The organism is Providencia sp. PROV202 (assembly GCF_028479565.1).
Taxonomy (GTDB): Bacteria; Pseudomonadota; Gammaproteobacteria; order Enterobacterales; family Enterobacteriaceae; genus Providencia; species Providencia zhijiangensis.
The window spans coordinates 271,386-294,419 of the sequence record NZ_JAMPNV010000005.1 but is presented as its reverse complement, the minus strand read 5'-3'; the positions used below and the strand labels follow the sequence as shown (position 1 = coordinate 294,419).

Annotated in this window: 18 protein-coding genes; 9 read left to right on the top strand and 9 right to left on the bottom strand. The window is 44.3% G+C overall.

Annotation, left to right across the window (positions count from 1 at the left end):
* Window positions 1–613 precede the first annotated feature (613 nt).
* The 7 genes from PR799_RS04165 to kdpF all read right to left on the bottom strand — a co-directional run bounded on the left by PR799_RS04165 (window position 614) and on the right by kdpF (window position 9,002).
* Window positions 614–1,009, bottom strand: coding sequence for a DUF5329 family protein (locus tag PR799_RS04165; RefSeq protein ID WP_272521317.1), 396 nt, complete (start codon window positions 1,007–1,009; stop codon window positions 614–616).
* A gap of 115 nt (window positions 1,010–1,124) precedes the next feature.
* On the bottom strand, window positions 1,125–1,808 hold the full coding sequence (gene kdpE / locus PR799_RS04160; protein WP_272521316.1) for a two-component system response regulator KdpE: 684 nt from the start codon (window positions 1,806–1,808) through the stop codon (window positions 1,125–1,127).
* 16 nt (window positions 1,809–1,824) lie between these two features.
* Window positions 1,825–4,518 carry a two-component system sensor histidine kinase KdpD gene (kdpD, locus tag PR799_RS04155; RefSeq protein ID WP_272521315.1) on the bottom strand — a complete coding sequence of 898 codons (2,694 nt, stop codon included), beginning with the start codon at window positions 4,516–4,518 and terminating at the stop codon, window positions 1,825–1,827.
* An 8-nt stretch (window positions 4,519–4,526) separates the two neighbouring features.
* Window positions 4,527–5,120: a potassium-transporting ATPase subunit KdpC gene (gene kdpC / locus PR799_RS04150; protein WP_272521314.1), complete on the bottom strand. Its 594-nt coding sequence runs from the start codon at window positions 5,118–5,120 to the stop codon at window positions 4,527–4,529.
* A gap of 10 nt (window positions 5,121–5,130) precedes the next feature.
* Window positions 5,131–7,194, bottom strand: a complete 2,064-nt coding sequence (gene kdpB / locus PR799_RS04145) for a potassium-transporting ATPase subunit KdpB (RefSeq protein WP_154628684.1) — start codon at window positions 7,192–7,194, stop codon at window positions 5,131–5,133.
* 13 nt (window positions 7,195–7,207) lie between these two features.
* Window positions 7,208–8,911, bottom strand: coding sequence for a potassium-transporting ATPase subunit KdpA (gene kdpA, locus PR799_RS04140; protein WP_272521313.1), 1,704 nt, complete (start codon window positions 8,909–8,911; stop codon window positions 7,208–7,210).
* A gap of 1 nt (window position 8,912) precedes the next feature.
* Window positions 8,913–9,002, bottom strand: coding sequence for a K(+)-transporting ATPase subunit F (gene kdpF, locus PR799_RS04135; RefSeq protein WP_071524944.1), 90 nt, complete (start codon window positions 9,000–9,002; stop codon window positions 8,913–8,915).
* 451 nt (window positions 9,003–9,453) lie between these two features.
* On the opposite strand from kdpF, the gene PR799_RS04130 reads away from it, so the two are divergent.
* The 3 genes from PR799_RS04130 to PR799_RS04120 all read left to right on the top strand — a co-directional run bounded on the left by PR799_RS04130 (window position 9,454) and on the right by PR799_RS04120 (window position 12,374).
* Window positions 9,454–9,660 (top strand): YbfA family protein, encoded by a 207-nt coding sequence (locus tag PR799_RS04130; RefSeq protein WP_006660462.1) that lies wholly within the window; start codon window positions 9,454–9,456, stop codon window positions 9,658–9,660.
* Window positions 9,661–9,940: 280 nt separating this feature from the next.
* A complete protein-coding gene (locus PR799_RS04125) occupies window positions 9,941–11,437 on the top strand; it encodes a C69 family dipeptidase (RefSeq protein ID WP_272521312.1) in 1,497 nt (498 codons plus the stop codon).
* 193 nt (window positions 11,438–11,630) lie between these two features.
* On the top strand, window positions 11,631–12,374 hold the full coding sequence (locus tag PR799_RS04120) for a type 2 GTP cyclohydrolase I (RefSeq protein ID WP_154628680.1): 744 nt from the start codon (window positions 11,631–11,633) through the stop codon (window positions 12,372–12,374).
* A 207-nt stretch (window positions 12,375–12,581) separates the two neighbouring features.
* Here PR799_RS04120 and PR799_RS04115 read toward each other — a convergent pair whose 3' ends face one another.
* On the bottom strand, window positions 12,582–13,706 hold the full coding sequence (locus tag PR799_RS04115) for an MFS transporter (protein WP_154628679.1): 1,125 nt from the start codon (window positions 13,704–13,706) through the stop codon (window positions 12,582–12,584).
* 110 nt (window positions 13,707–13,816) lie between these two features.
* On the opposite strand from PR799_RS04115, the gene PR799_RS04110 reads away from it, so the two are divergent.
* On the top strand, window positions 13,817–14,593 hold the full coding sequence (locus tag PR799_RS04110; RefSeq protein ID WP_154628678.1) for an AraC family transcriptional regulator: 777 nt from the start codon (window positions 13,817–13,819) through the stop codon (window positions 14,591–14,593).
* A 68-nt stretch (window positions 14,594–14,661) separates the two neighbouring features.
* On the opposite strand, the gene PR799_RS04105 is transcribed toward PR799_RS04110, so the two are convergent.
* On the bottom strand, window positions 14,662–15,948 hold the full coding sequence (locus PR799_RS04105; protein WP_224060449.1) for a citrate synthase: 1,287 nt from the start codon (window positions 15,946–15,948) through the stop codon (window positions 14,662–14,664).
* A gap of 652 nt (window positions 15,949–16,600) precedes the next feature.
* Here PR799_RS04105 and sdhC point away from each other — a divergent pair.
* The 5 genes from sdhC (at window position 16,601) to sucA (ending at window position 23,034) form a co-directional block, all read left to right on the top strand.
* Entirely contained in the window at window positions 16,601–16,990 is a 390-nt protein-coding gene (gene sdhC / locus PR799_RS04100) for a succinate dehydrogenase cytochrome b556 subunit (protein ID WP_004909059.1), read from the top strand.
* Window positions 16,984–17,328: a succinate dehydrogenase membrane anchor subunit gene (gene sdhD, locus PR799_RS04095; RefSeq protein ID WP_036947812.1), complete on the top strand. Its 345-nt coding sequence runs from the start codon at window positions 16,984–16,986 to the stop codon at window positions 17,326–17,328. Before sdhC ends, sdhD begins: the two co-directional genes overlap by 7 nt.
* A gap of 1 nt (window position 17,329) precedes the next feature.
* Window positions 17,330–19,096 carry a succinate dehydrogenase flavoprotein subunit gene (sdhA, locus tag PR799_RS04090; protein WP_108479381.1) on the top strand — a complete coding sequence of 589 codons (1,767 nt, stop codon included), beginning with the start codon at window positions 17,330–17,332 and terminating at the stop codon, window positions 19,094–19,096.
* A 35-nt stretch (window positions 19,097–19,131) separates the two neighbouring features.
* Window positions 19,132–19,848, top strand: coding sequence for a succinate dehydrogenase iron-sulfur subunit (locus tag PR799_RS04085; protein ID WP_036947808.1), 717 nt, complete (start codon window positions 19,132–19,134; stop codon window positions 19,846–19,848).
* A 378-nt stretch (window positions 19,849–20,226) separates the two neighbouring features.
* On the top strand, window positions 20,227–23,034 hold the full coding sequence (gene sucA, locus PR799_RS04080) for a 2-oxoglutarate dehydrogenase E1 component (RefSeq protein ID WP_154639005.1): 2,808 nt from the start codon (window positions 20,227–20,229) through the stop codon (window positions 23,032–23,034).

Here is a 23,034-nt window from a genome sequence, read left to right as displayed (position 1 = left end):
GAAACCTAGTCGTGCAAGTTTTCACACGATGGATATTTTTTGATTTGGTCAGGAAGGCATAAAAGTGAATTTTCCTTTTCCCGTTCATACTTACACCGATGCATTCTTCGACATCTCTGGTGTAAATATATCTGAATTAAATCAATGTACTCTTAATGTGAAAACGTAAAGTTTTTAGATGTAAAACATATAGATATGCAATCTTGTGCATTGGTGTTCTATTGTTTTCAAACTTTAGTTTCATATTCTATATGATAATAATAATCATTTAAATAATGGGTGATAATAATAATCATTAAGAATAACATATGATAATTAATCAGTTTTTTATGTTTTAGAACGTCAGCATTTCAACCAGATTGCTCTTTGCTCAATTAGGCAACTATCAGCGCATTTCATCAGTGCGTCTAATGCTTCGGTCTGCATAGGGTTATAAGATTCGGCTTGCGATTCTGATTGGCGGATATATTAGGTCAGGGAAATGAGGCTTCTCGATCGTGAAAAAGGTATTTTCATTATTCGAGGAATAAGGAGTGTAACGAAAAGAGCTCGACATAATGAAGTGCCCACTAGCTATTGGGGCGCTTCATTAATCGGGAGGGGATAAAATGGGTTATTTGGCTTGTTTATCAACGTTATCTTTCAGCAAATCATGCAGATACTGATTGGCGCTGGTGACTTTACCTTGGGCATCAGTGACTTGATACTCTTCTCCGGTGATAGAGGATTTGGATGCCACATTGTCAATAAACTGCTCTGTTGTCTGTAAGCGCTTCTCGGTTTTACCCAGCTTTAAACGCAAATGGGATTCAGCTTCTGGTGCGGAATGACCGGAACCATTACGCGTGAACGTTAAATTCTGCTGTTTGCCCAATTCCGTTAACAACGCTTCAGTCCGCGTTTTCTCTTCTGGGCTTAGCGCAAGGGCTTTGGTGGTGACGAAAAGAGTTAAAAAAATCACTAAGATTGACGCAAAACGGCGAGAAGCTTGAGTCAGTAACGATTGCACAGGAAACGCTCCGATAAGTTAAGATTGGAGAGATTATAGGCAGCCGAGATGAATAAACTATCAGTAATAGTCTGAGAATCACACTTTAAGACAAACTTAGGTTTTAAGGCATAAATTAAGGCATAAAACGGTAGCCAATACCGGTTTCAGTTAAAAGATGTTTGGGGCGAGCAGGGTCATTTTCCAACTTCTGGCGTAAATGCCCCATATAAATGCGCAGATAATGATTATGTTCGACGTAACTTGGCCCCCAGACTTGCAGCAACAAATGGCGCTGAGTGAGCACTTTTCCGCTATTGGCGACAAGTTCGCTCAGTAACCGAAACTCAATGGGGGTGAGGTGCAGCTCTTCGCTGCCTTTAGTCACGATGCGGTTGATAAAATCCACGGTGACATCGCCAAATTGAAAAGTAGGGCTTTCTTGACCCGCTTTACCAAAGCGACGCAAAGCGACTCGGACACGGGCGAGTAATTCACTGATACCAAAAGGTTTCGTTAAATAATCATCGGCACCCGCATCAAGAGCGGCCACTTTTTGGGACTCTTCTTCACGAGCAGAAAGTACGATCAACGGAATACTGCTCCATTGGCGTAAATCACGGATCAAATCCAATCCATCACCGTCGGGTAATCCAAGATCTAAAATCACCAAATCAGGCTGACGAGTACCCGCTTCTATGAGTCCTCGTTGGTAATTTTCAGCTTCAAAAATTTTCCAGCCTTCACCCTCCAGCGCTAATCGAACAAAGCGGCGGATCTCTTTTTCATCTTCAATGATCAGGATTTGATGGGAACTCACAGTCTGCTAAGTGCTCCTAAATTTCGTTTTCGCTTTCAATCTCGGGTAACGGCTTTAACGGCAAAACAAAATGGAAGCTGGCGCCACCTTTTTTATTATTTTCAGCCCAAATTTCCCCTTCGTGGAGATGGATAATAGCACGACAGATAGCTAAACCTAAGCCAACTCCCGGAATTGCCGATTCTTTTTGTGCGCGGGAAAATTTATCGAAAATGGTTTTTTCTTGCCCGTCGGGAATTGCATTGCTGGCATCCCACACTTCGATATGGACTTTTTGTGATTCGATAGACGCACGAATACCAATCGGGGTATCGCTATCACTGTATTTTATGGCATTTTCGAGCAAGTTAATGATGACGCGCTCAATCAAATTGCCGTCACAATACAAGAGTAAATCGGCTGGAATATCAATATCAAGTGGGTGACTATCTAAAGTGTAGTCCAAGATGCGAACTGCGCTGCTCGTAATTTCTTGCAGAGATTCCCATTCCAAATTTGGGTGGATCCCCCCAGATTGTAAGCGAGCCATATCCAATAAATTATTCACTAATCGCGAAGTGCTTAACACCTGTTGGCGCATCTGACTGACTTGTGCGGTGAGCGGTGAATTTTCGGCTGATAACTCCAACATCAAAATTTCGCTTTGACCAAATAAAACAGTCAGTGGCGTTTTGAGATCATGGGATAGGGCTGCCAGCAGTGAATTTCGTAATTGCTCCCGTTCAACATCCAATTTGGCTCTTTCTGCTTGTTTGGTCAGTTGCAGGCGGGAAAGGCTACTGGCGATTAATCCGGTAAAGGTTTGCAACATACGCTGCTGTTCGGGGATCAATAATTGGCGAATATTACGCGGCTCAATGGCGAGCACGGCAAGGGTTTCATCTGCCGTTGTGATGGGCTGTAATTGGTACGGCACGCTGGGAAGTGTGTCCGTCCCTGCACCTGCAGGCTGGCGCTTATCGAAGCTCCATTTTGCGATCGCTTTGTCGATTTGCAACTGGCTATAACCTTCGCATTCTAATGGCGTCAGTTGGTTGTTTTCATCGGGGAGTAGCAAACAGGTTTTTGCCTGAAAGGCGTTGTTTAAAAAGTGGTAGCCAGTTTTACCGATATCTTCCGTGCTGAGGGCTTGACCTAGCTCTTTGGTCATTTCATATAAATGGCGTGTGCGTTGTTCTCGATAACGGGCAATTCTTGCCTGATAGCGCATCCCTGCGGTCAAGTTCCCGACAACCACCCCCACAATCAGCATTACGGTAAAAGTCACCAGATACTGCATATCCATGATAGCCAAAGAGAAATGAGGCTGAACAAAGAATAAGTCAAAACTAATCACGTTGACTAATGCGGCGAAAACGGAAGGGCGGCGACCGTAAAATAACGCGACTAATACCACACCCAATAAATAGAGGGTGACTAAGTTGGCTTTATCCAGCGCCAATAAGAAGGTTCGAGAAAATAGGGTGATAGCCGCACACATGGCGATCGCCATTAAATAGCCATTGACATCAGAGCGCCATTTTTCGGTAAACGGCTTTCTTTCAGGCTCTTTATCCCAATCGCTTTTTTCTTCAAGGGCGACAATGATCAAATCTAAATCAGGGCCGAGTTTACCGAGTCTATCCGCAAAACCTTGGCGTAAATTGAATTTATACCATTTGCGATGTTTGTCGCGTCGGCCGATCAAAATTTTACCGAGGTTATGCTCCCGTGCGTAACGCAAAATGGCTTTTTCTTCATTAGGATCAGAAAGTGTGGCGGTTTCGGCGCCTAAGTCTTGAGCCAGCCTCAGGGCTTTCAAAATAGCGCGGCGCTGATTTTCAGGAAGTTGGTGTAAGGTTGGGGTTTCTACATACACCGCATGCCAAACACTGCCGAACTTAGCGGCAAGGCGAGCAGCAGCGCGAACCAGTTTTTCATTGCCTGTATTATGCCCGATGCATAAAAGTAATCCGTCGCGGGTATGCCAAACGGGGGCTTCGCCTTTACCATCACGAAACTCACGCATTTGGTCATCAACGCGATCAGCCGTGCGGCGTAGGGCTAATTCCCGTAAAGCAATTAAGTTTCCTTTACGGAAAAAATGCTCGATAGCACGTTCAGCCTGTCCCGGAATATAGACTTTGCCTTCTTTTAAACGTTGGCGCAGGTCATCTGGGGGGAAATCCACTAAAACCACTTCATTGGCGGCATCAAAAATATGGTCAGGCACCGTTTCGCGCACGCGGATACCGGTGATGCTGCCGACAATGTCATTTAAGCTTTCAATATGTTGAACGTTAACGGTGGTGAGAACGTCAATGCCCGCATCCAGTAATTCTTCGACATCTTGCCAGCGTTTAGGGTGGCGGCTGCCGTTTGGATTACTGAAGGCAAGTTCATCCATCAAGATAATGGCAGGATGCCTTGCCAATGCTGCATCAATATCGAAGGCGTGCAGGCGACGTCCTCGATGGCTGATTTTTAACGGAGGAAGTTGCGGGAGCCCATCCAGCAGCGCAGCGGTTTCTTCTCGTTCATGAGTTTCGACCACGCCAATCAGCACGTCTAACCCTTGTGCTCGAAGGCGTTGCGCTTCTTGCAACATGGCGTAAGTTTTCCCAACACCGGCGCAAGCACCGAAGAAAATCTTAAGTTTGCCACGTCCACTTTCGTTTGCCTTTACCAACAGGTCATCTGGGTTTGGGCGGATAGGCTCCTGATTATTCATAACTGACCTCAGTGATTTTGACTGTTAGCTTCCCGTTGATAGGTATCAAGGGCAAGGTTTAACTCTAATACGTTGACGACCGGCTCTCCTAAAAATCGAAACAGGGGAGATTGAGTATTGTCAGTGATAAGGGATTTTACCTTGTCTATCGATAACTGTCTGTTTTTGGCAATACGTGGCGCTTGATATAACGCAGCAGCAACTGAAATATGTGGATCTAGCCCGCTGGAAGAGGCGGTCAGTAAATCCACAGGCAGAATATCACCACCATCGGGTTCATGCTGTTTTAATGCGACTGAGCGTTCAGTCAATTCCTTGGTTAACAGTGGGTTGCTGATGGCTAAGTTGCTGCCACCAGAGGCCAGTGCGTTATAAGGCATTTCAGCTGTCACAGACGGGCGACCGTAAAAATAATTGTCATTTTGATAAGACTGCCCAATCAGCGATGAACCGATAACGCGATTATCTTGCAAGATCAACGAGCCCATCGATTGGGTGGGGAAAATAACATTAGCAAGCCCAGTCACAAGCAGCGGATAAGCAATCCCAGTCACTAGTGTTAATAGAACTAAAATCATCAATGAAGAACGAAACATGTTCATAATAGGCTCCTTAAATACCAAATAAGCTGATGAACATATCGATAAGTTTGATCCCCACGAATGGGACAATCAAGCCACCTAACCCATACAGGCTCAAGTTACGCTGTAAAAGTGATTGAGAACTCATTGGGCGATAATTCACCCCTTTTAATGCCAGTGGAATTAAGAACACAATAATCAAGGCATTAAAAATAACCGCCGACAGCAATGCCGAAGCTGGTGAGTGCAAATGCATAATATTCAAGGCATTGAGTTGTGGCCATGTGACCGCAAAACAGGCTGGAATAATCGCGAAGTATTTGGCGATATCGTTGGCAATACTGAATGTGGTCAATGAACCGCGAGTCATCAGCATCTGTTTACCGATATGCACGACTTCAATCAGCTTGGTTGGGTTGGAATCTAAATCCACCATGTTACCGGCTTCTTTCGCCGCCTGCGTACCCGAGTTCATGGCAACCGCCACATCCGCTTGTGCTAATGCAGGGGCATCGTTGGTACCGTCTCCGGTCATGGCCACTAAGCGGCCTTCCGATTGATATTGTCGGATCAGCGCCAGTTTTGCTTCTGGGGTGGCTTCAGCGAGGAAATCATCCACGCCTGCTTCTGCGGCGATTGCTGCTGCGGTTAGGTGATTATCCCCCGTGATCATCACGGTTTTGATCCCCATCGTACGCATTTGTGCAAAACGCTCTTTCATGCCGCCTTTGACGATGTCTTTGAGCGCCACGACACCGAGCACCGTTTGGCTATCCACCACCACTAACGGTGTTCCCCCTGTTTGCGCCACTTGTTCAACAAGTTTGTCGGCTTCAACAGGAAATTTGCCGTGGTTAGCTTCAACATAACGGCGAATAGCGTCGGCAGAACCTTTACGGATCATGCGTTCGCCGACGTTGACACCGCTCATGCGCGTCATGGCAGAGAAGGGCACAAAGGTGGCGTTCATGGCGTGAATGTCGCGCTCGCGTAAATTGAATTTCTGTTTTGCGAGTACCACAATACTGCGCCCTTCAGGGGTTTCATCCGCTAAAGAGGAGAGTTGAGCCGCATCCGCCAGTTGCTGCTCGGTGATGCCATTCAACGGTAAAAACTCAGAGGCTTGGCGATTTCCAAGGGTGATGGTGCCCGTTTTGTCCAGTAACAGGACATCAACGTCTCCCGCTGCTTCCACGGCGCGCCCGCTGGTGGCAATCACGTTGGCACCCAGCATACGGCTCATTCCGGCAACCCCAATGGAAGATAGTAGCCCGCCAATGGTGGTTGGGATTAGACAGATAAGTAACGCAATCAACACAATGATAGAGACTGCGCCACCTGCACCCGCGTATTCAGTAGCAAACAAGGTGAATGGATATAACGTTGCACAGACTAAAACAAAGATAATGGTCAGTGCGGTTAATAAGATAGTGAGCGCGATTTCATTGGGGGTTTTACGGCGTTGTGCGCCTTCCACCATGGAGATCATGCGGTCTAAGAATGTTTCGCCCGGGTTAACCGTACATTCGACGATCAGCCAGTCAGAGAGTACGCGAGTTCCCCCCGTGACCGATGAAAAGTCTCCACCGGATTCACGGATCACGGGTGCGGATTCACCGGTGATCGCACTTTCATCTACGGAGGCGCCACCTTCAATCACTTCACCATCACAAGGGATGGTTTCCCCTGCGCGGATCAGGACGATATCGCCTTTACGCAGTTGGTCTGAACTAACCATTTCTTGCGGTGCATCGAGAGAGGCAGTCGCCAGCTTGGTTGCTCGGCTTTGCTGTTTTACGCCTTTTAAACTCTGAGCTTGCGCTTTACTACGACCTTCCGCTAAAGCTTCTGCAAAGTTGGCAAATAGCACAGTGAACCATAGCCATAAAGTGACCATGCCACTAAACCAAGCGTTGCCTTCACTGTAGCCAGCGACCATCGCTATCCATAATAAAGTCGTAATAATACTGCCGATGTAAACCACGAACATAACTGGGTTACGCCATTGTGCTTGTGGTGTCAGTTTTTTAATGGCATCAATTGTCGATTGGCGAACCAGTTTGCTATCAAATAATTGTGTTTTTTGATTTTTCATTTTTTCACCCTCATTATGCCGCTAACCAAATTTGCAGATGTTCTGCGATTGGCCCTAACGCAAGCGCAGGGACAAAAGTCAGTGCACCAATGAGAAGAACAGTCATGATTAATAAACCGATAAACAGTGGACCGTGTGTCGGCAATGTTGCAAGGCTGGCGGCTTGTGGTTTTTTTACGGCCATAGAGCCTGCAATCGCTAATACTGGGAAAATCACACCGAAACGCCCAAGGAACATAGCTAATGCCAGCATCACGTTGTAATACGGCGTGTTCGCGCTTAATCCTGCAAAGGCGCTGCCGTTGTTATTAGCGGCGGATGAAAAGGCGTATAGCACTTCGCTAAATCCGTGAGCGCCCGGGTTAAGAATGCCGGCGCGTCCTGCTTCGGTCATCAGTGAAATCGTGGTGCCAAGTAGCACTAAAGTTGGCGTGACAAGGATGGCCAGTGCCACCATTTTCATTTCACGTACTTCGATTTTTTTACCGAGGTATTCAGGAGTACGGCCAATCATCAATCCCGCTAAGAACACGGCAAGTAAAACAAACAGTAACATGCCGTATAAACCTGAACCGACGCCCCCAAAGACCACTTCACCAATTTGCATTAGCCACATAGGGACCATGCCACCTAATGCAGTGTAAGAATCGTGCATTGAGTTGACTGCACCACAAGATGCCGCGGTGGTGACAACGGCATATAGCGCAGATCCTAATGTACCAAAGCGGTTCTCTTTCCCTTCAAGGTTAGCGGTGCTGCTTGCGTGCAACTCGCCTAAGAATGGGTTGCCGACATATTCTTCATGGATCACAACGGCGGCGGCAATCACGAAAATAATCGCCATTGCCCAGAGCAGGGCGTGACCTTGTTTGTTATCACTGACGGTACGGCCAAATGCAAAGCAAAGTGCAGTTGGAATAAGGAAAATTGCCAACATTTGAACAAAGTTGCTTAATGCCGTTGGGTTTTCAAATGGGTGAGATGAGTTAGCACCAAAGAATCCACCACCGTTAGTTCCCAATAATTTGATGGCTTCTTGGGACGCAACTGGTCCCATTGGTAACAGTTGTGGCGCACTATCAAGGTTGTTACTCAAAACATAAGGGGAGAAGTTTTGAATAACCCCTTGGCTGACAAAGAATAAAGCAAAAATAATGGATAATGGCAGCAGGAGATACAGCGTGATACGTGCTAAATCAACCCAAGCATTACCAATAGTTTTGCTGCCGTGGCGTGAGAATGCACGAATAAGTGCAAACACGACGGCGATCCCTGTGGCTGCTGAAAGGAAGTTTTGTACGGTTAACCCGACCATTTGGCTCAGGTAACTTAGGGTATTTTCCCCGCTATAAGATTGCCAGTTGGTATTGGCCACAAAACTAATGGCTGTGTTGAAAGCTAAGTCCCAGCTCATTCCCGGATAATGTTGGGGGTTGAGCGGTAATGAGCCTTGGCACATTAAAATAACGAATAGTAAGCCAAAACCCAGTAAGTTAAATAGCAAAATGGCGATGGCATATTGCCAGTAATTCATCTCAGGGAGATCGCGCCCCACTTGTTTGATTCCGCTTAATCGCCAGAATACCGATTCACTTTTGGCAATAGTACGCGGCATATCACCATCAATCAGATAAGCAATAAAGTTGCCGAGTGGTTTTGCTAACAGCATAAGAACCAGTAAAAAACTGGCGATCAATAAAAACGCATAGGTGGCCATATCAGAAATTCTCCGCGTTGAGCAGGGCATAAATCAGATAAACCAGCAGTACAACAACAAGAACTGCCCCAGAAATGGAAAGTAGTGACATTGTTATCTCCTTATTATTTCCATTGCGCTAGGTTAGGCATTTGCTTGTAAAGAAGCTGATAAAAAAACCAGGTGGGGTGTAAAAATAGTATAAAAATGCCCAATTAAAATCGCTTCGTGATGATGAAGAAATTATCTAAGTATAGTTTGTTAATGAGATGTGATTTATTTGTTTGTTTTATACGGTATCTTGCTACATTTCGTAATAAAACAACGAAACTGAGTCAAAAAGTTAATTTATTTTATATTTAAGTGGTCAGATGAGTAGTTTAATTACACAAATTGCGTTATTATAGATTCCGTTAATGAAGATTAACCTTGGTGTTCGATTTTAGTGCCTCTTTGGTGATTTACGCTCAATGCGAATTGAGTTAAACGTGAATCAAGTGGAATAGAAGTAAAGAGCAAAACTGGAATCGGCAAAATTAAGTGGCTACTGAAGGAGGATATCGATGTCCACATATCAAGAATATTCCCGTAATCAGGTACTTTTACGCCGCACTGCTGCTGTAACAGCTGGCATTATTGCGTTTCCGGTTATGGTTTTTTACCCAAAAAGAGCAAGATTTTATAGCTACCTGCATAAAGTCTGGGCTAAAACGAGCGACAAGCCTGTGTGGTTGGCCAGCTCAGAAGTGACGATGGAAAGCCATCGTTAATCAGTGATTCAATTCACTAAAAAGATATCCCTGCAATAATTTAATTGTGGGGATTTTTTTATATAAAAATCATAATAATTAATTCCCATACTTCAATGTTATTTAAATTAAAGTCATGTTATTTAATTTGGAATTTAAATAAATTAACTTATTTGACACTGAGAAGTGAATCACGGTAATTATCTTTATCTCATTGCTAATATCCACTCCCAATAAAATTAGATTTTATTTTATTAAAATTCAAAAGATATTTAATTATAAATAGCAAATGAGGAATATCATGATTCTATTTAAAAAATGTGTTATCGCATTGTCAATTAATATCGCATTAATATCATCGGGATTGGCTTGTACCACTCTGCTTGCGGGGAGTGAAGCCACGAATGATGGCTCGTTAATTATCGCGAGAAGCGCTGATAGCAGCGCATTAAAAGCTCAGCATTTTGTCATTCATCCAGCAAAGAAAAATCAATCCGGAATATACAGTACAAAAGAACATAATGGTGCTAATAATTTTACCTACCCATTACCAAAAAATTCATTGCGATATACAACTGTGCCAAATTGGAAAACACAATTACATGGTGCGACTGGATTTAATGAATTAGGTGTCGGAGTCAGTGGTACTGAATCTATATTTGCATCTCCTAAAGCATTAGCGTTTGATCCCTATGTTGAAGAAACTGGAATTACCGAAGATGATATTCCAGATGTACTTCTTTCCCGCGCAAAAACAGCCCGTGAAGCGGTGGAGATTTTAGGTAATATTATTGAAACCCAAGGTGCTGGTGAAGGCTTTGGTGTTGCTGTCGTCGATAAAAATGAACTGTGGTATTTAGAAACGGGAACGGGTCATCAATGGATGGCTCAAAAAATTGCAAAAGATAAATACTTTGCAACGGGTAATCAGGGGCGTTTACAAGCGTTTGAGGTGAATAATCCCGATATGCTAGGTTCTAAAAACCTGGTTGAATTTGCAGTAGAAAAGGGTTTATACAACCCAGCTAAAGATGGCGCATTCAATTTTTCTAAAGCCTATACGCGTGATGATGAGCGAGACCGTGATTATAACGATCCGCGGGTTTGGATCATTCAGCAGCAGTTTAATCCGTCGTTAAAACAAGATATTGCAGATGGAAGAAATTTTGTACCATTCTTAACGCCAGAGAAAAAAATTTCTGTTGAAGAAGCGAAAGCCATGTTACGTAATCACTTTGAAGGCACGGAACATGACCCATATACCAATGGCTTAAACGGAAAAGAGCCATGGCGACCAATCAGCGTGTTTAGAACTTATGAAGCGCATGTGATGCAAGTACGCCCAGAGCTACCGCAAGAAATTGGTGAAGTGACATATGTTGGTCTAGGAATGGCGGACTTGACCGCGTTTGTTCCTTTCTACAGTGGGTTAGAAGCTTATCCAAAACATTATGGTATTGGGACAGACAAAGCAGACAGCGATTCTATTTATTGGAAATACCGTAAGTTACAAACATTAGTCATGACGGACTACCCTAAACTTGCACCTATTGTTAAAAAAGCCTATCAAGAGTGGGAAGCGAAAACGGCGTTAGAGCAAAAAGCCATGGAAGTGAATTACTTAAAAATGGCGAAAACCGATAAAGCCGCCGCCAATAAAATGCTTAACAAGTTTAATCTGGATGTGATGGCAAGTGCCGAGAAGCTCACTGAGGATTTAACTAACCAACTTTTCACTATTCGAACTGAAGACATTCAATCTGATATTTTCTTTGCGAATAAATCGAAGAAAGACTAATAATAGTCGCAATTTTGTAAACTCAAGAAGGCTCTCAGTGGGGAGCCTTTTTGTTTAATTATCTCTCTTTCAAATTTGACTGAGTTCTTCGCTTGTGTGAGTTTGCCAATAAATACAGCAGAAAAAAATATCATTTACGTTTATGCTAATTGAATATGAATAAGTAGGAATTCAGTAGGTAAAGGATACGATTATGCATAATTTTAAGTTAGAAGAGCTGATTAACGACGAGCTGAAAGTCAGTGAAATCCAAGACTATGCTCCAAATGGATTACAAGTAGAGGGTCGCCCTCACGTTAAAAAAATTGTGACAGGCGTGACGGCTTGCCAAGCATTATTGGATGAAGCGGTCAGACTCAATGCCGATGCGGTGATTGTGCATCATGGCTACTTTTGGAAAAACGAACCAGCCATTATCAAAGGCATGAAAAGAAATCGCCTAAAAACATTGTTGGCGAATGACATTAACCTGTACGGTTATCACCTACCATTAGATGCTCACCCAGTATTAGGTAACAATGCACAACTGGCTCACATTATGGGGGTACAAGTCAATGGCAACATTGAGCCACTGATGCCATTTGGCTTTTTCGACCAACCCATTACTCCCGCGGAATTAACCGAGCGTTTAGAAAAACGCTTAGGGCGTAAAGTATTGCATTGTGGTGACAACGCCAAAGAAGAAATTCGTCAAATTGCATGGTGTACTGGCGGTGGCCAGGGCTTTATTATGCAAGCGGCAGAATTTGGTGTAGATGCGTTTGTGACAGGGGAAGTGTCAGAGCAAACCATTCATATCGCAAGAGAAATGGGGATCCACTTCTACAGTGCAGGGCACCACGCAACAGAGCGTTATGGGATTAAGGCGTTGACGGAGTGGTTGAATGATAATCATGAGGTGGATGCTACCTTCATCGATATCGATAACCCAGCCTAAATTTTCGTCATATTTCACGCTGTGGCTGTGTTGGTTTCACGCAGCCACTTGGGTCACATACTTGTGTATGCTCCCCAAGCTGTCTTTGTTCACCGCCTTGCCACAGCATGAACTATTTAGAAAATTATCGTGAAATCTTTAGAAAATGATTTCAAATATAGAGAATATCTCCTTGTATTTTCTATATGTTTGAAGATAAAAAACGAACTAAGTTCGGTATTTTAGTGCGGTAAGGAGCAGTATTAGGCTTGACGTGATGAGCACTAATCCTAGGTTTTGAACCTCGCCGGCGGCCATTAATCCGAGCGCTAATCCTAAATAGTAAAACAAACCTAAAATTGCGCCAGCGGTGCCTTTTCTGTCTTGATAATGATTCAGAGCATGCGCCAAAATATTCGGGATCGCGACCCCATAGCCCACCACAACGCCCATTATCGGCAACACAAATAATATATTACCTTGTAATAGATAAACTAAGCCGCCGCTGATTAAAGAAACGCCACTTGCCAGTTTGACGAGCTTTTCTGCTGACCATTTTTTCGCCAACAATACGTGATTAATCAGCGAACCGAGACCGACACCTAATGCTAATAAAATACCAGTCAGACCAAATTGTTGTTGGTTGAACGCTAATTGCTCAAAAATAAAGGGGCCAAGCTGGTAATAACTGAATAAATTAATGTTGAAAAATGCAATCAACATCACATTTTGGAGAATTCGTTTATCCCCTAACATGTGTAAAAACGTGGTTAAAAATGGGGTTTTGATCACGTTCTGTGGTTTGGTCTCAGGAAGCTTATAACATGACCATAACAAAAGTATGGCAGCTAACAACGCTAAACCCATAAAAACGGCTCGGTAACTACCTAGCCAAACTAAGCTGGCACCGAAAATCATCCCAAGTGCGGGGCTGATTGCTAAGGCGATGCCCATCACCGAGAAAACTTTGGCTAACGTATGACCTTGGAAACTGTCTCGCATCATGGTTTGTGTGCCAATAGAGCCAACTGCAGCACCAAACGCAGATAACATACGCAGTAGCAGTAACCCATAGAAATACGAGACAAAAAGCGCGCTTACAGAGGCAATACCATATAGAAATAGCCCCAGCAAAATAGTGGGACGACGACCGATGACATCGCACATTCTGCCCCAAAATACGACACCAAAAGCGAAAGCAAAGAAATAGAGCGAGAGCGTTTGAGAAGCTTGCTCGGCATTCACCTGAAATGCAGCCGCAATGTCCGTTAACGCTGGGCTATAAATGGTTTCGACAATTTGCGGAAACATCATTAGGGCGATCGCCAGTGATAAAGAAAGTACGCGTTCCATACTGATTTACCTATTTATTTTCAAAGTATGTGGAATGGCACAAAGTTTAGTGGCTTTTTGTTTGTCTTATTACAATAATAAAGACAATAAATATCAAAAAAGAGACATTTATGGCGTGGTTATTACAGACGGATGAGTTTCAAACTCACTGGTATGATGCCCCCGTATTGGGGATTGCAGCCCAAATGGGGCAACATGACTCAGGGGCGCATACCCATGAAATGGGGCAGTTGTTATTTACACAACAAGGATGCATTCGTATTAGTTTACAGAATGAAATTTCGTTACTACCACCGGGGAGAGTCGCGTGGATCCCGCCATTTACACAGCATCGAGCACAAATGCGTGCTTCGGTAGGGTATCGGTCTGTTTACCTAAGCCAAGAATATGCGCAGCAAATATCTGGCCAGGTGTCTATTTTAAGTATCTCTCCTTTGCTTCGAGAGTTGCTGGAACGCATCGCGGTGGCGCCTTTTGAGAGTGACTGGCGAGAAGGGCGACTAGCAAGGTTACTGCCTGTTTTTATTGATGAATTACAATGTGCAACCGCGGAGCCTACGCTACTTTCTTTACCTCAGGACCGGCGCTTTAAGTCCCTTGATCTAGAACGACTTCCTCCACCTTTGAACCAATTAGCTCAAACGGTTGGTGCCAGTGAGAAAACTATTACTCGAGTTTTTCTAAAAGAGACAGGAATGAGCTATCAAGCGTGGCGTCAACAATGGCGGTTTATCAAAGGGATAGAGCTATTAGCGCAGGAGAAAACTTACGGATTTATTACTCAAGAGTTAGGTTTAGCCAGTGACAGCGCATTTATTAGTTTTTTCCGCAAAATGAGCGGGATGACACCTCGGGAATACAGCGGCGAATCAAGACTAAAAAAATAGAATAAAAATAGAATGTTAGAAATTAAAAAGCCCCGAATCTTCGAGGCTTTAGTGATGAGTGAGTTAAATTATTTTTTGTCTAACTCAGAGCTGAATTCACGTCTGTCGTAGCCAGTGTACAGTTGGCGAGGACGTGCAATTTTCAGACCTTCATCGTGCATTTCGTTCCAATGTGCAATCCAACCAATGGTACGTGCAATCGCGAAGATAACCGTGAACATTGAAGATGGAATACCCATTGCTTTCAGGATGATACCTGAGTAGAAGTCAACGTTAGGGTACAGTTTCTTCTCAATGAAGTACGGGTCGTTCAGCGCGATGCGTTCTAATTCCATTGCCACTTCAAGCAGGCTGTCATTGAGACCTAGCTCGTTCAGGACTTCATGGCAAGTTTCACGCATAACGGTAGCGCGCGGGTCATGGTTTTTATAAACGCGGTGACCGAAGCCCATTAGGCGGAAAGAGTCGTTCTTATCTTTCGCACGTTCGATAAATGCTGGGATGTGCTCAACAGTTTGAATTTCTTCAAGCATACGTAAGCAGGCTTCGTTAGCACCACCATGAGCTGGCCCCCACAGAGATGCGATACCTGCTGCAATGCACGCAAATGGGTTAGCGCCGGAAGAACCTGCGGTACGGACTGTTGAGGTTGATGCGTTTTGTTCGTGGTCAGCGTGCAGGATCAAAATACGGTCCATTGCGCGCTCAAGTACTGGGTTAACCACATATTCTTCACATGGGGTCGAGAACATCATATGCAAGAAGTTACCCGCGTAAGATAAATTATTACGAGGATAAACAAAAGGTTGTCCGATAGAGTATTTGTAACACATCGCTGCAACGGTCGGCATTTTAGACAGCAGACGGTAAGCGGTGATTTCACGGTGGCGAGGGTTATTAACGTCTAATGCATCGTGGTAGAACGCCGCTAGAGCACCTGTTACCCCACACAGAACTGCCATTGGGTGAGAATCACGACGGAAACCATTAAGCATACGAGTGATTTGCTCATGGATCATGGTGTGGCGAGTCACCGTATTTTTAAATGTATTGTACTGTTCTTGGGTTGGTGCTTCGCCGTATAACAGGATATAACAGACTTCAAGGTATGAGGCTTGAGTGGCGAGTTGATCAATTGGGAAACCACGGTGGAGTAGAACGCCTTTATCACCATCGATATAGGTAATTTTTGACTCACAGGATGCGGTAGAAGTAAAACCGGGGTCGTATGTGAAGAACCCTTTAGAACCTAAAGCTCGTACATCGATAACATCTTGGCCAATGGTCGGGCTTAGGATGTCTAGTTCGAAATCACCTTTACTTCCAGTCATTATCTTAGCTTTGTTATCAGCCATTTACGGTCTCCTTAGCGCTTGATAATCCACACTCAACAACCCAGAACTCAGCGTTATACTGCGTCTTTGTGCATTGTTCTATCGGTGTGTTGAGAAAATCAGCGGGATATCACATAAAACCTTGAAATCCGGCAACCAATATCAATACCGATAACAATGTGGTTAGGTTGTTTGCGAGTGTATAGGGCGTTATGTTCTTTTTTTGTTGTTTTCTCTACAATATCATTATTTGTGGTAAGGGAAACAACTTTCATAACTTTTGTTTATACTTGCATACTCATTCACATTACTACACGACTTTGGGTCATCCGTAACGTATTCAGATAAATCTGTCAGGCATATATGTAAGATAAATGTTGAATCATTGTCAAATAAGATAAGCACATTTATATAAAATGTTTAAATCGTGATCCTTCTCACTGTTCGGGCTAAATGTCTCCAAACCTTTTGTGTGGGAATTGTAATAGCAATGTGAAGACTTTATACTGGCGCCAGGTCTCCGGATTACCCTGAGTAGGAGTTCCCAGCGTGATCAGTATGCAACTTTATTCAAACATGATGGATTAAAGTTTGTGTTAAGTTGCATTTTGTACCCCTGTCGCTGTCTGATTTCCACCCCAGGTCCGGAGGATGGAAAATAATAAAGAGCTGTGTGGGCAAAATTGTGAAAAAACAAAGACCTGTCAACCTTGATTTGCAGACGATTCACTTTCCGATTACTGCAATATCTTCGATCTTGCACCGTGTCTCTGGCGTCATTACTCTCATCGCAGTTGGTATTCTGCTTTGGTTGCTAGGGACTTCTCTCTCCTCTCCAGAAGGTTTTCAATACGCGTCTGAAATAATGACTGGCTTTTTTGCTAAGTTCATTCTTTGGGGGATCTTAACAGCGCTGGCTTACCACATTTGTGGTGGTATTCGTCATATGCTGATGGATTTCGGTTGTGTTGATGAAACCCTTGCTGCGGGCAACTCATCCGCAAAAATTACATTTGTAATTACTGTAATTCTGGCAATTCTGGCGGGGATCTTAGTATGGTAAGTAATGCATCAGCTTTAGGCCGTACTGGTATCCAGGACTGGCTGTTAATCCGTGGTTCGGCGATCGTTATCGTCCTCTACGTACTCTACATTGTTGGCTTCGTAGCGATTAATGATATTACCTATGAAGTATGGCGTGGCTTCTTTGCCTCCTCTGTGACCAAAGTATTCACTATCCTCACATTGTTCTCGATTCTTGTGCATGCCTGGATTGGTATGTGGCAAGTACTGACTGACTATGTTAAGCCACTGGCGATTCGTCTAGTGCTGCAACTGGCCATCGTGGTTGGTTTGCTGGCTTACTTAATTTACGGAACAATTGTTGTGTGGGGTGCATAAAATGAATCTGCCAATCAGAGAGTTTGACGCTATCGTTATCGGTGCGGGCGGTGCAGGTATGCGCGCAGCACTACAAATTTCTCAACAAGGCCTATCTTGTGCTTTGTTATCTAAAGTATTTCCAACTCGTTCTCATACTGTGTCAGCGCAAGGTGGTATCACTGTTGCACTCGGTAACACACACCCTGACAACTGGGAATGGCATATGTACGATACTGTTAAAGGTTCCGACTATATCGGTGACCAAGACGCTATCGAATACATGTGTAAAACAGGACCGGAAGCTATCCTTGAATTAGAACATATGGGATTGCCTTTCTCTCGTCTTGATGATGGCCGTATTTATCAACGTCCATTCGGTGGTCAGTCTAAGAATTTCGGTGGCGAGCAAGCGGCACGTACTGCTGCGGCAGCGGACCGTACTGGTCACGCACTGTTACATACTCTGTATCAGCAAAACTTAAAAAACCACACTACGATTTTTTCTGAATGGTATGCACTGGATTTAGTGAAAAACCAAGATGGCGATATCGTAGGTTGTACTGCAATCTGCATGGAAACGGGCGAGTTGGTTTACTTCAAAGCGAAAGCAACCATCTTAGCAACGGGCGGTGCAGGCCGTATTTACCAATCCACCACTAACGCACACATCAATACGGGTGACGGTGTTGGTATGGCTGTGCGTGCTGGTGTTCCATTACAAGATATGGAAATGTGGCAATTCCACCCAACGGGTATCGCTGGCGCAGGTGTTCTGGTCACAGAAGGTTGTCGTGGTGAAGGCGGTTACCTGCTGAATAAAGATGGTGAGCGCTTCATGGAGCGTTATGCACCAAACGCGAAAGACCTTGCAGGTCGCGACGTTGTTGCACGTTCAATCATGATTGAAATCCGTGAAGGTCGTGGTTGTGATGGCCCATGGGGTCCACACGCGAAACTGAAACTGGATCACTTAGGAAAAGACGTTCTGGAATCTCGCTTACCGGGTATCCTTGAATTATCTCGTACCTTTGCCCACGTTGACCCAGTTAAAGAGCCAATTCCAGTTATCCCAACGTGTCACTATATGATGGGTGGTATTCCAACTAAAGTGACGGGTCAAGCGATTCGCTATAACGAAAAAGGCGAAGACGAAGTGATTCCGGGTCTGTTTGCTGTAGGTGAGATTGCTTGTGTATCTGTACATGGCGCTAACCGTTTAGGCGGTAACTCCCTGCTTGACCTCGTGGTATTTGGTCGTTCTGCTGGTTTACACTTGAATGAATCCATCATGGAACAAGGTCCAATGCGTGATGCATCTGAATCAGACATCGATGCAGCAATGGCTCGTTTCAATCGTTGGGAAAATGCGCGTACGGGTGAAGATCCAACTGATATCCGTAAAGCACTGCAATCTTGTATGCAGAACAACTTCTCCGTATTCCGTGAAGGGGATGCAATGGCGAAGGGCTTAGAAGAGCTGAAAGAAATCCGTGAACGTCTGAAAAATGCGCGTCTGGATGACACTTCAACTGAGTTCAATACCCAACGTATCGAATGTTTAGAGCTGGATAACCTGATGGAAACTGCTTATGCAACGGCACAAGCTGCAAACTTCCGTACAGAGAGCCGTGGTGCTCATAGCCGCTTTGACTTCCCAGATCGTGATGATGCAAATTGGTTATGTCACTCATTATATCTACCGCAATCTGAAACGATGACTCGTCGTGAAGTGAACATGCAACCTAAGTTGCGTGAAGCCTTCCCACCGAAGATTCGTACTTATTAATGCGTGGTGTTAATCCAGTTGCGGAGAAATAAACTATGAAACTAGAATTTTCGATTTATCGTTATAATCCTGATGTAGACAATGCGCCACGCATGCAAGATTACACCCTTGAAGTGAAAGAAGGGCGTGACATGATGCTGCTGGATGCGTTAATTCAGTTAAAAGAACAAGATCCAACACTCTCATTCCGTCGTTCTTGCCGTGAAGGTGTGTGTGGTTCTGATGGTCTGAACATGAACGGTAAAAACGGACTGGCTTGTATCACGCCATTGTCTGCTTTAACCCGTAGTGGTAAAAAAATTGTGATCCGTCCATTACCAGGTCTGCCAGTGATTCGTGACCTGATCATCGACATGACACAATTTTATACTCAATACGAAAAAATTCGTCCGTATCTTCTTAATGATAATAAGAATCCGCCGGCGCGTGAAAACTTACAGCTACCAGAACAACGTGAAAAACTTGATGGTCTTTACGAGTGTATTCTGTGTGCATGCTGTTCAACTTCATGCCCATCCTTCTGGTGGAATCCGGACAAATTTATCGGTCCAGCAGGTCTACTAGCTGCATATAGATTCTTAATTGATAGTCGCGATACTGAAACAGATTCACGATTAGATGATCTGAACGACGCTTTTAGTGTTTTCCGCTGTCATAGCATCATGAATTGTGTCAATGTATGCCCTAAAGGACTAAATCCAACGAAAGCTATCGGTCATATTAAGTCTATGTTATTGAAACATAGCGCCTAAATCGATACAGCCTGCGGCGCTTAGGTGCCGTAGGCTAAATTCAGATAGCACAAAATACGTACTTAAAGTAAAAAATAAGCGTAAAGTAAACACAAGTCTTAAATCGAATCACTGAAACGTAAAGTAAAAAGTCAAAAAGTGAAAGTAAAAAGCCAACTGCAAAACCAGATGAAGACACTTGCGAAAGCAAGGAACCTTTAAAAACCGTAGACAGTTTTTAAAGGTTCCTTAAAAGGGAAACCCTTAATTGATAAGAGGGACTCCCAAAGTGAGAACATGCAAAAAGCACGTCCAAGAGAACCTTTATCGAGGTCGCTTAAATGCGGCGATTAGTTAACCACGGCGAAAACTAAAGCTTATAAAGCTTAAGGGATCACAATGCAGAACGGCGTAATGAAGGACTGGCTGGATTCAAGCTTTCTGGCAGGCGCGAACCAGTCTTATATAGAACAGCTCTATGAAGATTATCTGACTGACCCTAATTCCGTAGATGTCGAATGGAGAGAAATCTTCCAGCAACTACCTGGAGCGGGTAATAGCGGTGAGCAATTACACTCGCAAGCACGAGAATACTTCCGTCGCTTAGCAAAAGATTCTACCCGTTACCACACCTCTGTTAGCGATCCAACGATCGACGCAAAACAAGTTAAAGTTTTGCAGCTTATCAATGCCTTCCGCTTCCGCGGACATCAAAATGCAAATCTCGACCCGTTAGGACTTTGGAAACGCGAAGCCGTTCCAGATCTGGACCCTACATTCCATAACCTAACCAAAGAAGATTTCGACGAAACTTTCAACGTGGGTTCATTTGCAATTGGCAAAGAAACCATGAAACTCAGCGAGCTATATGACCACCTGAAACGCATCTATTGCGGCTCCATTGGTGCGGAATATATGCACATTACTAACACAGAAGAAAAACGTTGGATTCAACAACGTTTAGAATCTGTGAATGTTGCGCAGCAATTTTCTAAAGAAGAAAAGCGTCGCTTCTTAGCTGAATTAACAGCAGCGGAAGGTCTTGAGCGTTACCTTGGTGCAAAATTCCCAGGTGCAAAACGTTTCTCTTTAGAAGGTGGTGATGCGCTGATCCCTATGCTGAAGGATCTTATCCATCATGCAGGCAAACAAGACACCCGTGAAGTGGTGCTTGGTATGGCGCACCGTGGCCGCCTAAACGTCCTGATCAACATTCTGGGTAAAAAACCGGCTGAATTATTTGATGAATTTGCTGGTAAGCATAAAGACCATTCAAGTGCTGGTGACGTTAAATATCACCAAGGTTTCTCTTCTGATTTCGAAACTGCGGGTTCCCGTGTTCACTTAGCACTGGCATTTAACCCATCACACTTAGAAATCGTAAGCCCTGTGGTTATCGGTTCTGTACGTGCTCGCCGTGACCGTCTGGACGAAGGTCGCAGCAACATGGTTCTGCCAATCACCATTCACGGTGACTCAGCGGTAACTGGCCAAGGTGTTGTACAAGAAACCCTGAACATGTCTCAGGCTCGTGGTTATGAAGTTGGCGGTACCATGCGTATCGTTATCAACAACCAAGTTGGTTTCACAACCTCAAACCCGAAAGACACGCGTTCAACAGAATACTGTACTGATATCGTGAAAATGGTGCAGGCACCTATTTTCCACGTTAATGCTGATGACCCTGAAGCGGTCGCATTTGTGACTCGCTTAGCCTTAGATTTCCGTAACACCTTTAAGCGCGATGTTATGATCGACTTAGTGTGTTACCGCCGTCATGGCCACAACGAAGCTGATGAGCCAAGTGCAACTCAGCCAATCATGTACCAAAAAATCAAACAGCATCCAACTCCACGTAAAATCTACGCAGACCGTTTAATCGAAGCTGGCGTGGTTTCTGCGAATGAAGTCACTGAAATGGTTAACTTGTATCGTGACGCGTTAGACCGTGGTGACTGTGTTGTTGAAGAATATCGTGAAATGGGTCTGCATTCTTACACATGGGAACCGTACTTAAACCATGAGTGGAATGAGCAATACAAATCTAACTACGATATTAAACGTTTAACTGAGTTAGCAACTAAGCTGAGCACGATCCCTGAAGGCATCGTTGCGCAATCTCGTGTTGAGAAAATTTATTCTGACCGCGCTGAAATGGCGAAAGGCGAAAAATTACTCGATTGGGGTGCCGCAGAAACTCTGGCTTACGGTACGTTAGTCGATGAAGGTATTCCAATCCGTTTATCTGGTGAAGATGCGGGTCGTGGTACGTTCTTCCACCGTCATGCAGTTGTTCACAACCAAACCAATGGTTCTGTGTACGTGCCTCTGCAAAATGTTCATAGTGGTCAAGGCGTATTCAACGTTTGGGATTCTGTTCTGACTGAAAACGCAGTATTGGCATTTGAGTATGGCTATGCAACAACTGAACCGCGCGCACTGACTATTTGGGAAGCTCAGTTCGGTGACTTTGCTAACTGTGCGCAAGTTGTTATCGACCAATTCATTAGCTCAGGTGAGCAAAAATGGGGTCGTATGTGTGGTCTGGTCATGTTACTGCCTCATGGTTATGAAGGTCAGGGCCCAGAGCACTCCTCTGCGCGTTTAGAGCGTTACCTGCAACTGTGTGCGGATCAAAACATGCAAGTGTGCGTGCCATCAACACCAGCTCAGGTTTACCACATGTTACGCCGTCAAGCACTGCGCGATATGCGTCGTCCTCTGATTGTTATGTCACCTAAGTCACTGTTACGTCATCCATTAGCAGTTTCTAGCATGGATGAGCTGGCGAATGGTTCATTCCAACCAGTTATCGGTGAAATTGACGAAATTAATCCGAAAGATGTGAAACGCGTCGTTATGTGTTCCGGTAAAGTTTATTACGATTTATTAGAACAACGTCGTAAGAAAGAGCAAAAAGATGTGGCTATCGTGCGTATTGAACAGCTGTATCCGTTCCCACGCGAAGATATCCAAAAAGTATTCGCTCAGTATGCTCATGTGAAAGATTTCGTTTGGTGCCAAGAAGAGCCACTGAACCAAGGTGCTTGGTATTGCAGCCAGCACAATTTCCATGAAGCTATCCCAGCAGGCGCAACTTTACGTTATGCGGGTCGAGCAGCTTCTTCTTCTCCAGCAGTTGGTTATACCTCCGTTCACCAGGAACAACAAGCAGCCCTGGTTAATGACGCTTTGAACATTGCATAA

What these genes read in the sequence shown, in the direction of transcription:
- kdpD (WP_272521315.1), bottom strand. Translation starts at nt 4,518, where the DNA reads ATGAATAATCAGGAGCCTATCCGCCCAAACCCAGATGACCTGTTGGTA.
- kdpC (WP_272521314.1), bottom strand. Translation starts at nt 5,120, where the DNA reads ATGAACATGTTTCGTTCTTCATTGATGATTTTAGTTCTATTAACACTA.
- kdpB (WP_154628684.1), bottom strand. Translation starts at nt 7,194, where the DNA reads ATGAAAAATCAAAAAACACAATTATTTGATAGCAAACTGGTTCGCCAA.
- kdpA (WP_272521313.1), bottom strand. Translation starts at nt 8,911, where the DNA reads ATGGCCACCTATGCGTTTTTATTGATCGCCAGTTTTTTACTGGTTCTT.
- kdpF (WP_071524944.1), bottom strand. Translation starts at nt 9,002, where the DNA reads ATGTCACTACTTTCCATTTCTGGGGCAGTTCTTGTTGTTGTACTGCTG.
- PR799_RS04130 (WP_006660462.1), top strand. Translation starts at nt 9,454, where the DNA reads ATGTCCACATATCAAGAATATTCCCGTAATCAGGTACTTTTACGCCGC.
- PR799_RS04125 (WP_272521312.1), top strand. Translation starts at nt 9,941, where the DNA reads ATGATTCTATTTAAAAAATGTGTTATCGCATTGTCAATTAATATCGCA.
- PR799_RS04120 (WP_154628680.1), top strand. Translation starts at nt 11,631, where the DNA reads ATGCATAATTTTAAGTTAGAAGAGCTGATTAACGACGAGCTGAAAGTC.
- PR799_RS04115 (WP_154628679.1), bottom strand. Translation starts at nt 13,706, where the DNA reads ATGGAACGCGTACTTTCTTTATCACTGGCGATCGCCCTAATGATGTTT.
- PR799_RS04110 (WP_154628678.1), top strand. Translation starts at nt 13,817, where the DNA reads ATGGCGTGGTTATTACAGACGGATGAGTTTCAAACTCACTGGTATGAT.
- PR799_RS04105 (WP_224060449.1), bottom strand. Translation starts at nt 15,948, where the DNA reads ATGGCTGATAACAAAGCTAAGATAATGACTGGAAGTAAAGGTGATTTC.
- sdhD (WP_036947812.1), top strand. Translation starts at nt 16,984, where the DNA reads ATGGTAAGTAATGCATCAGCTTTAGGCCGTACTGGTATCCAGGACTGG.
- sdhA (WP_108479381.1), top strand. Translation starts at nt 17,330, where the DNA reads ATGAATCTGCCAATCAGAGAGTTTGACGCTATCGTTATCGGTGCGGGC.
- PR799_RS04085 (WP_036947808.1), top strand. Translation starts at nt 19,132, where the DNA reads ATGAAACTAGAATTTTCGATTTATCGTTATAATCCTGATGTAGACAAT.
- sucA (WP_154639005.1), top strand. Translation starts at nt 20,227, where the DNA reads ATGCAGAACGGCGTAATGAAGGACTGGCTGGATTCAAGCTTTCTGGCA.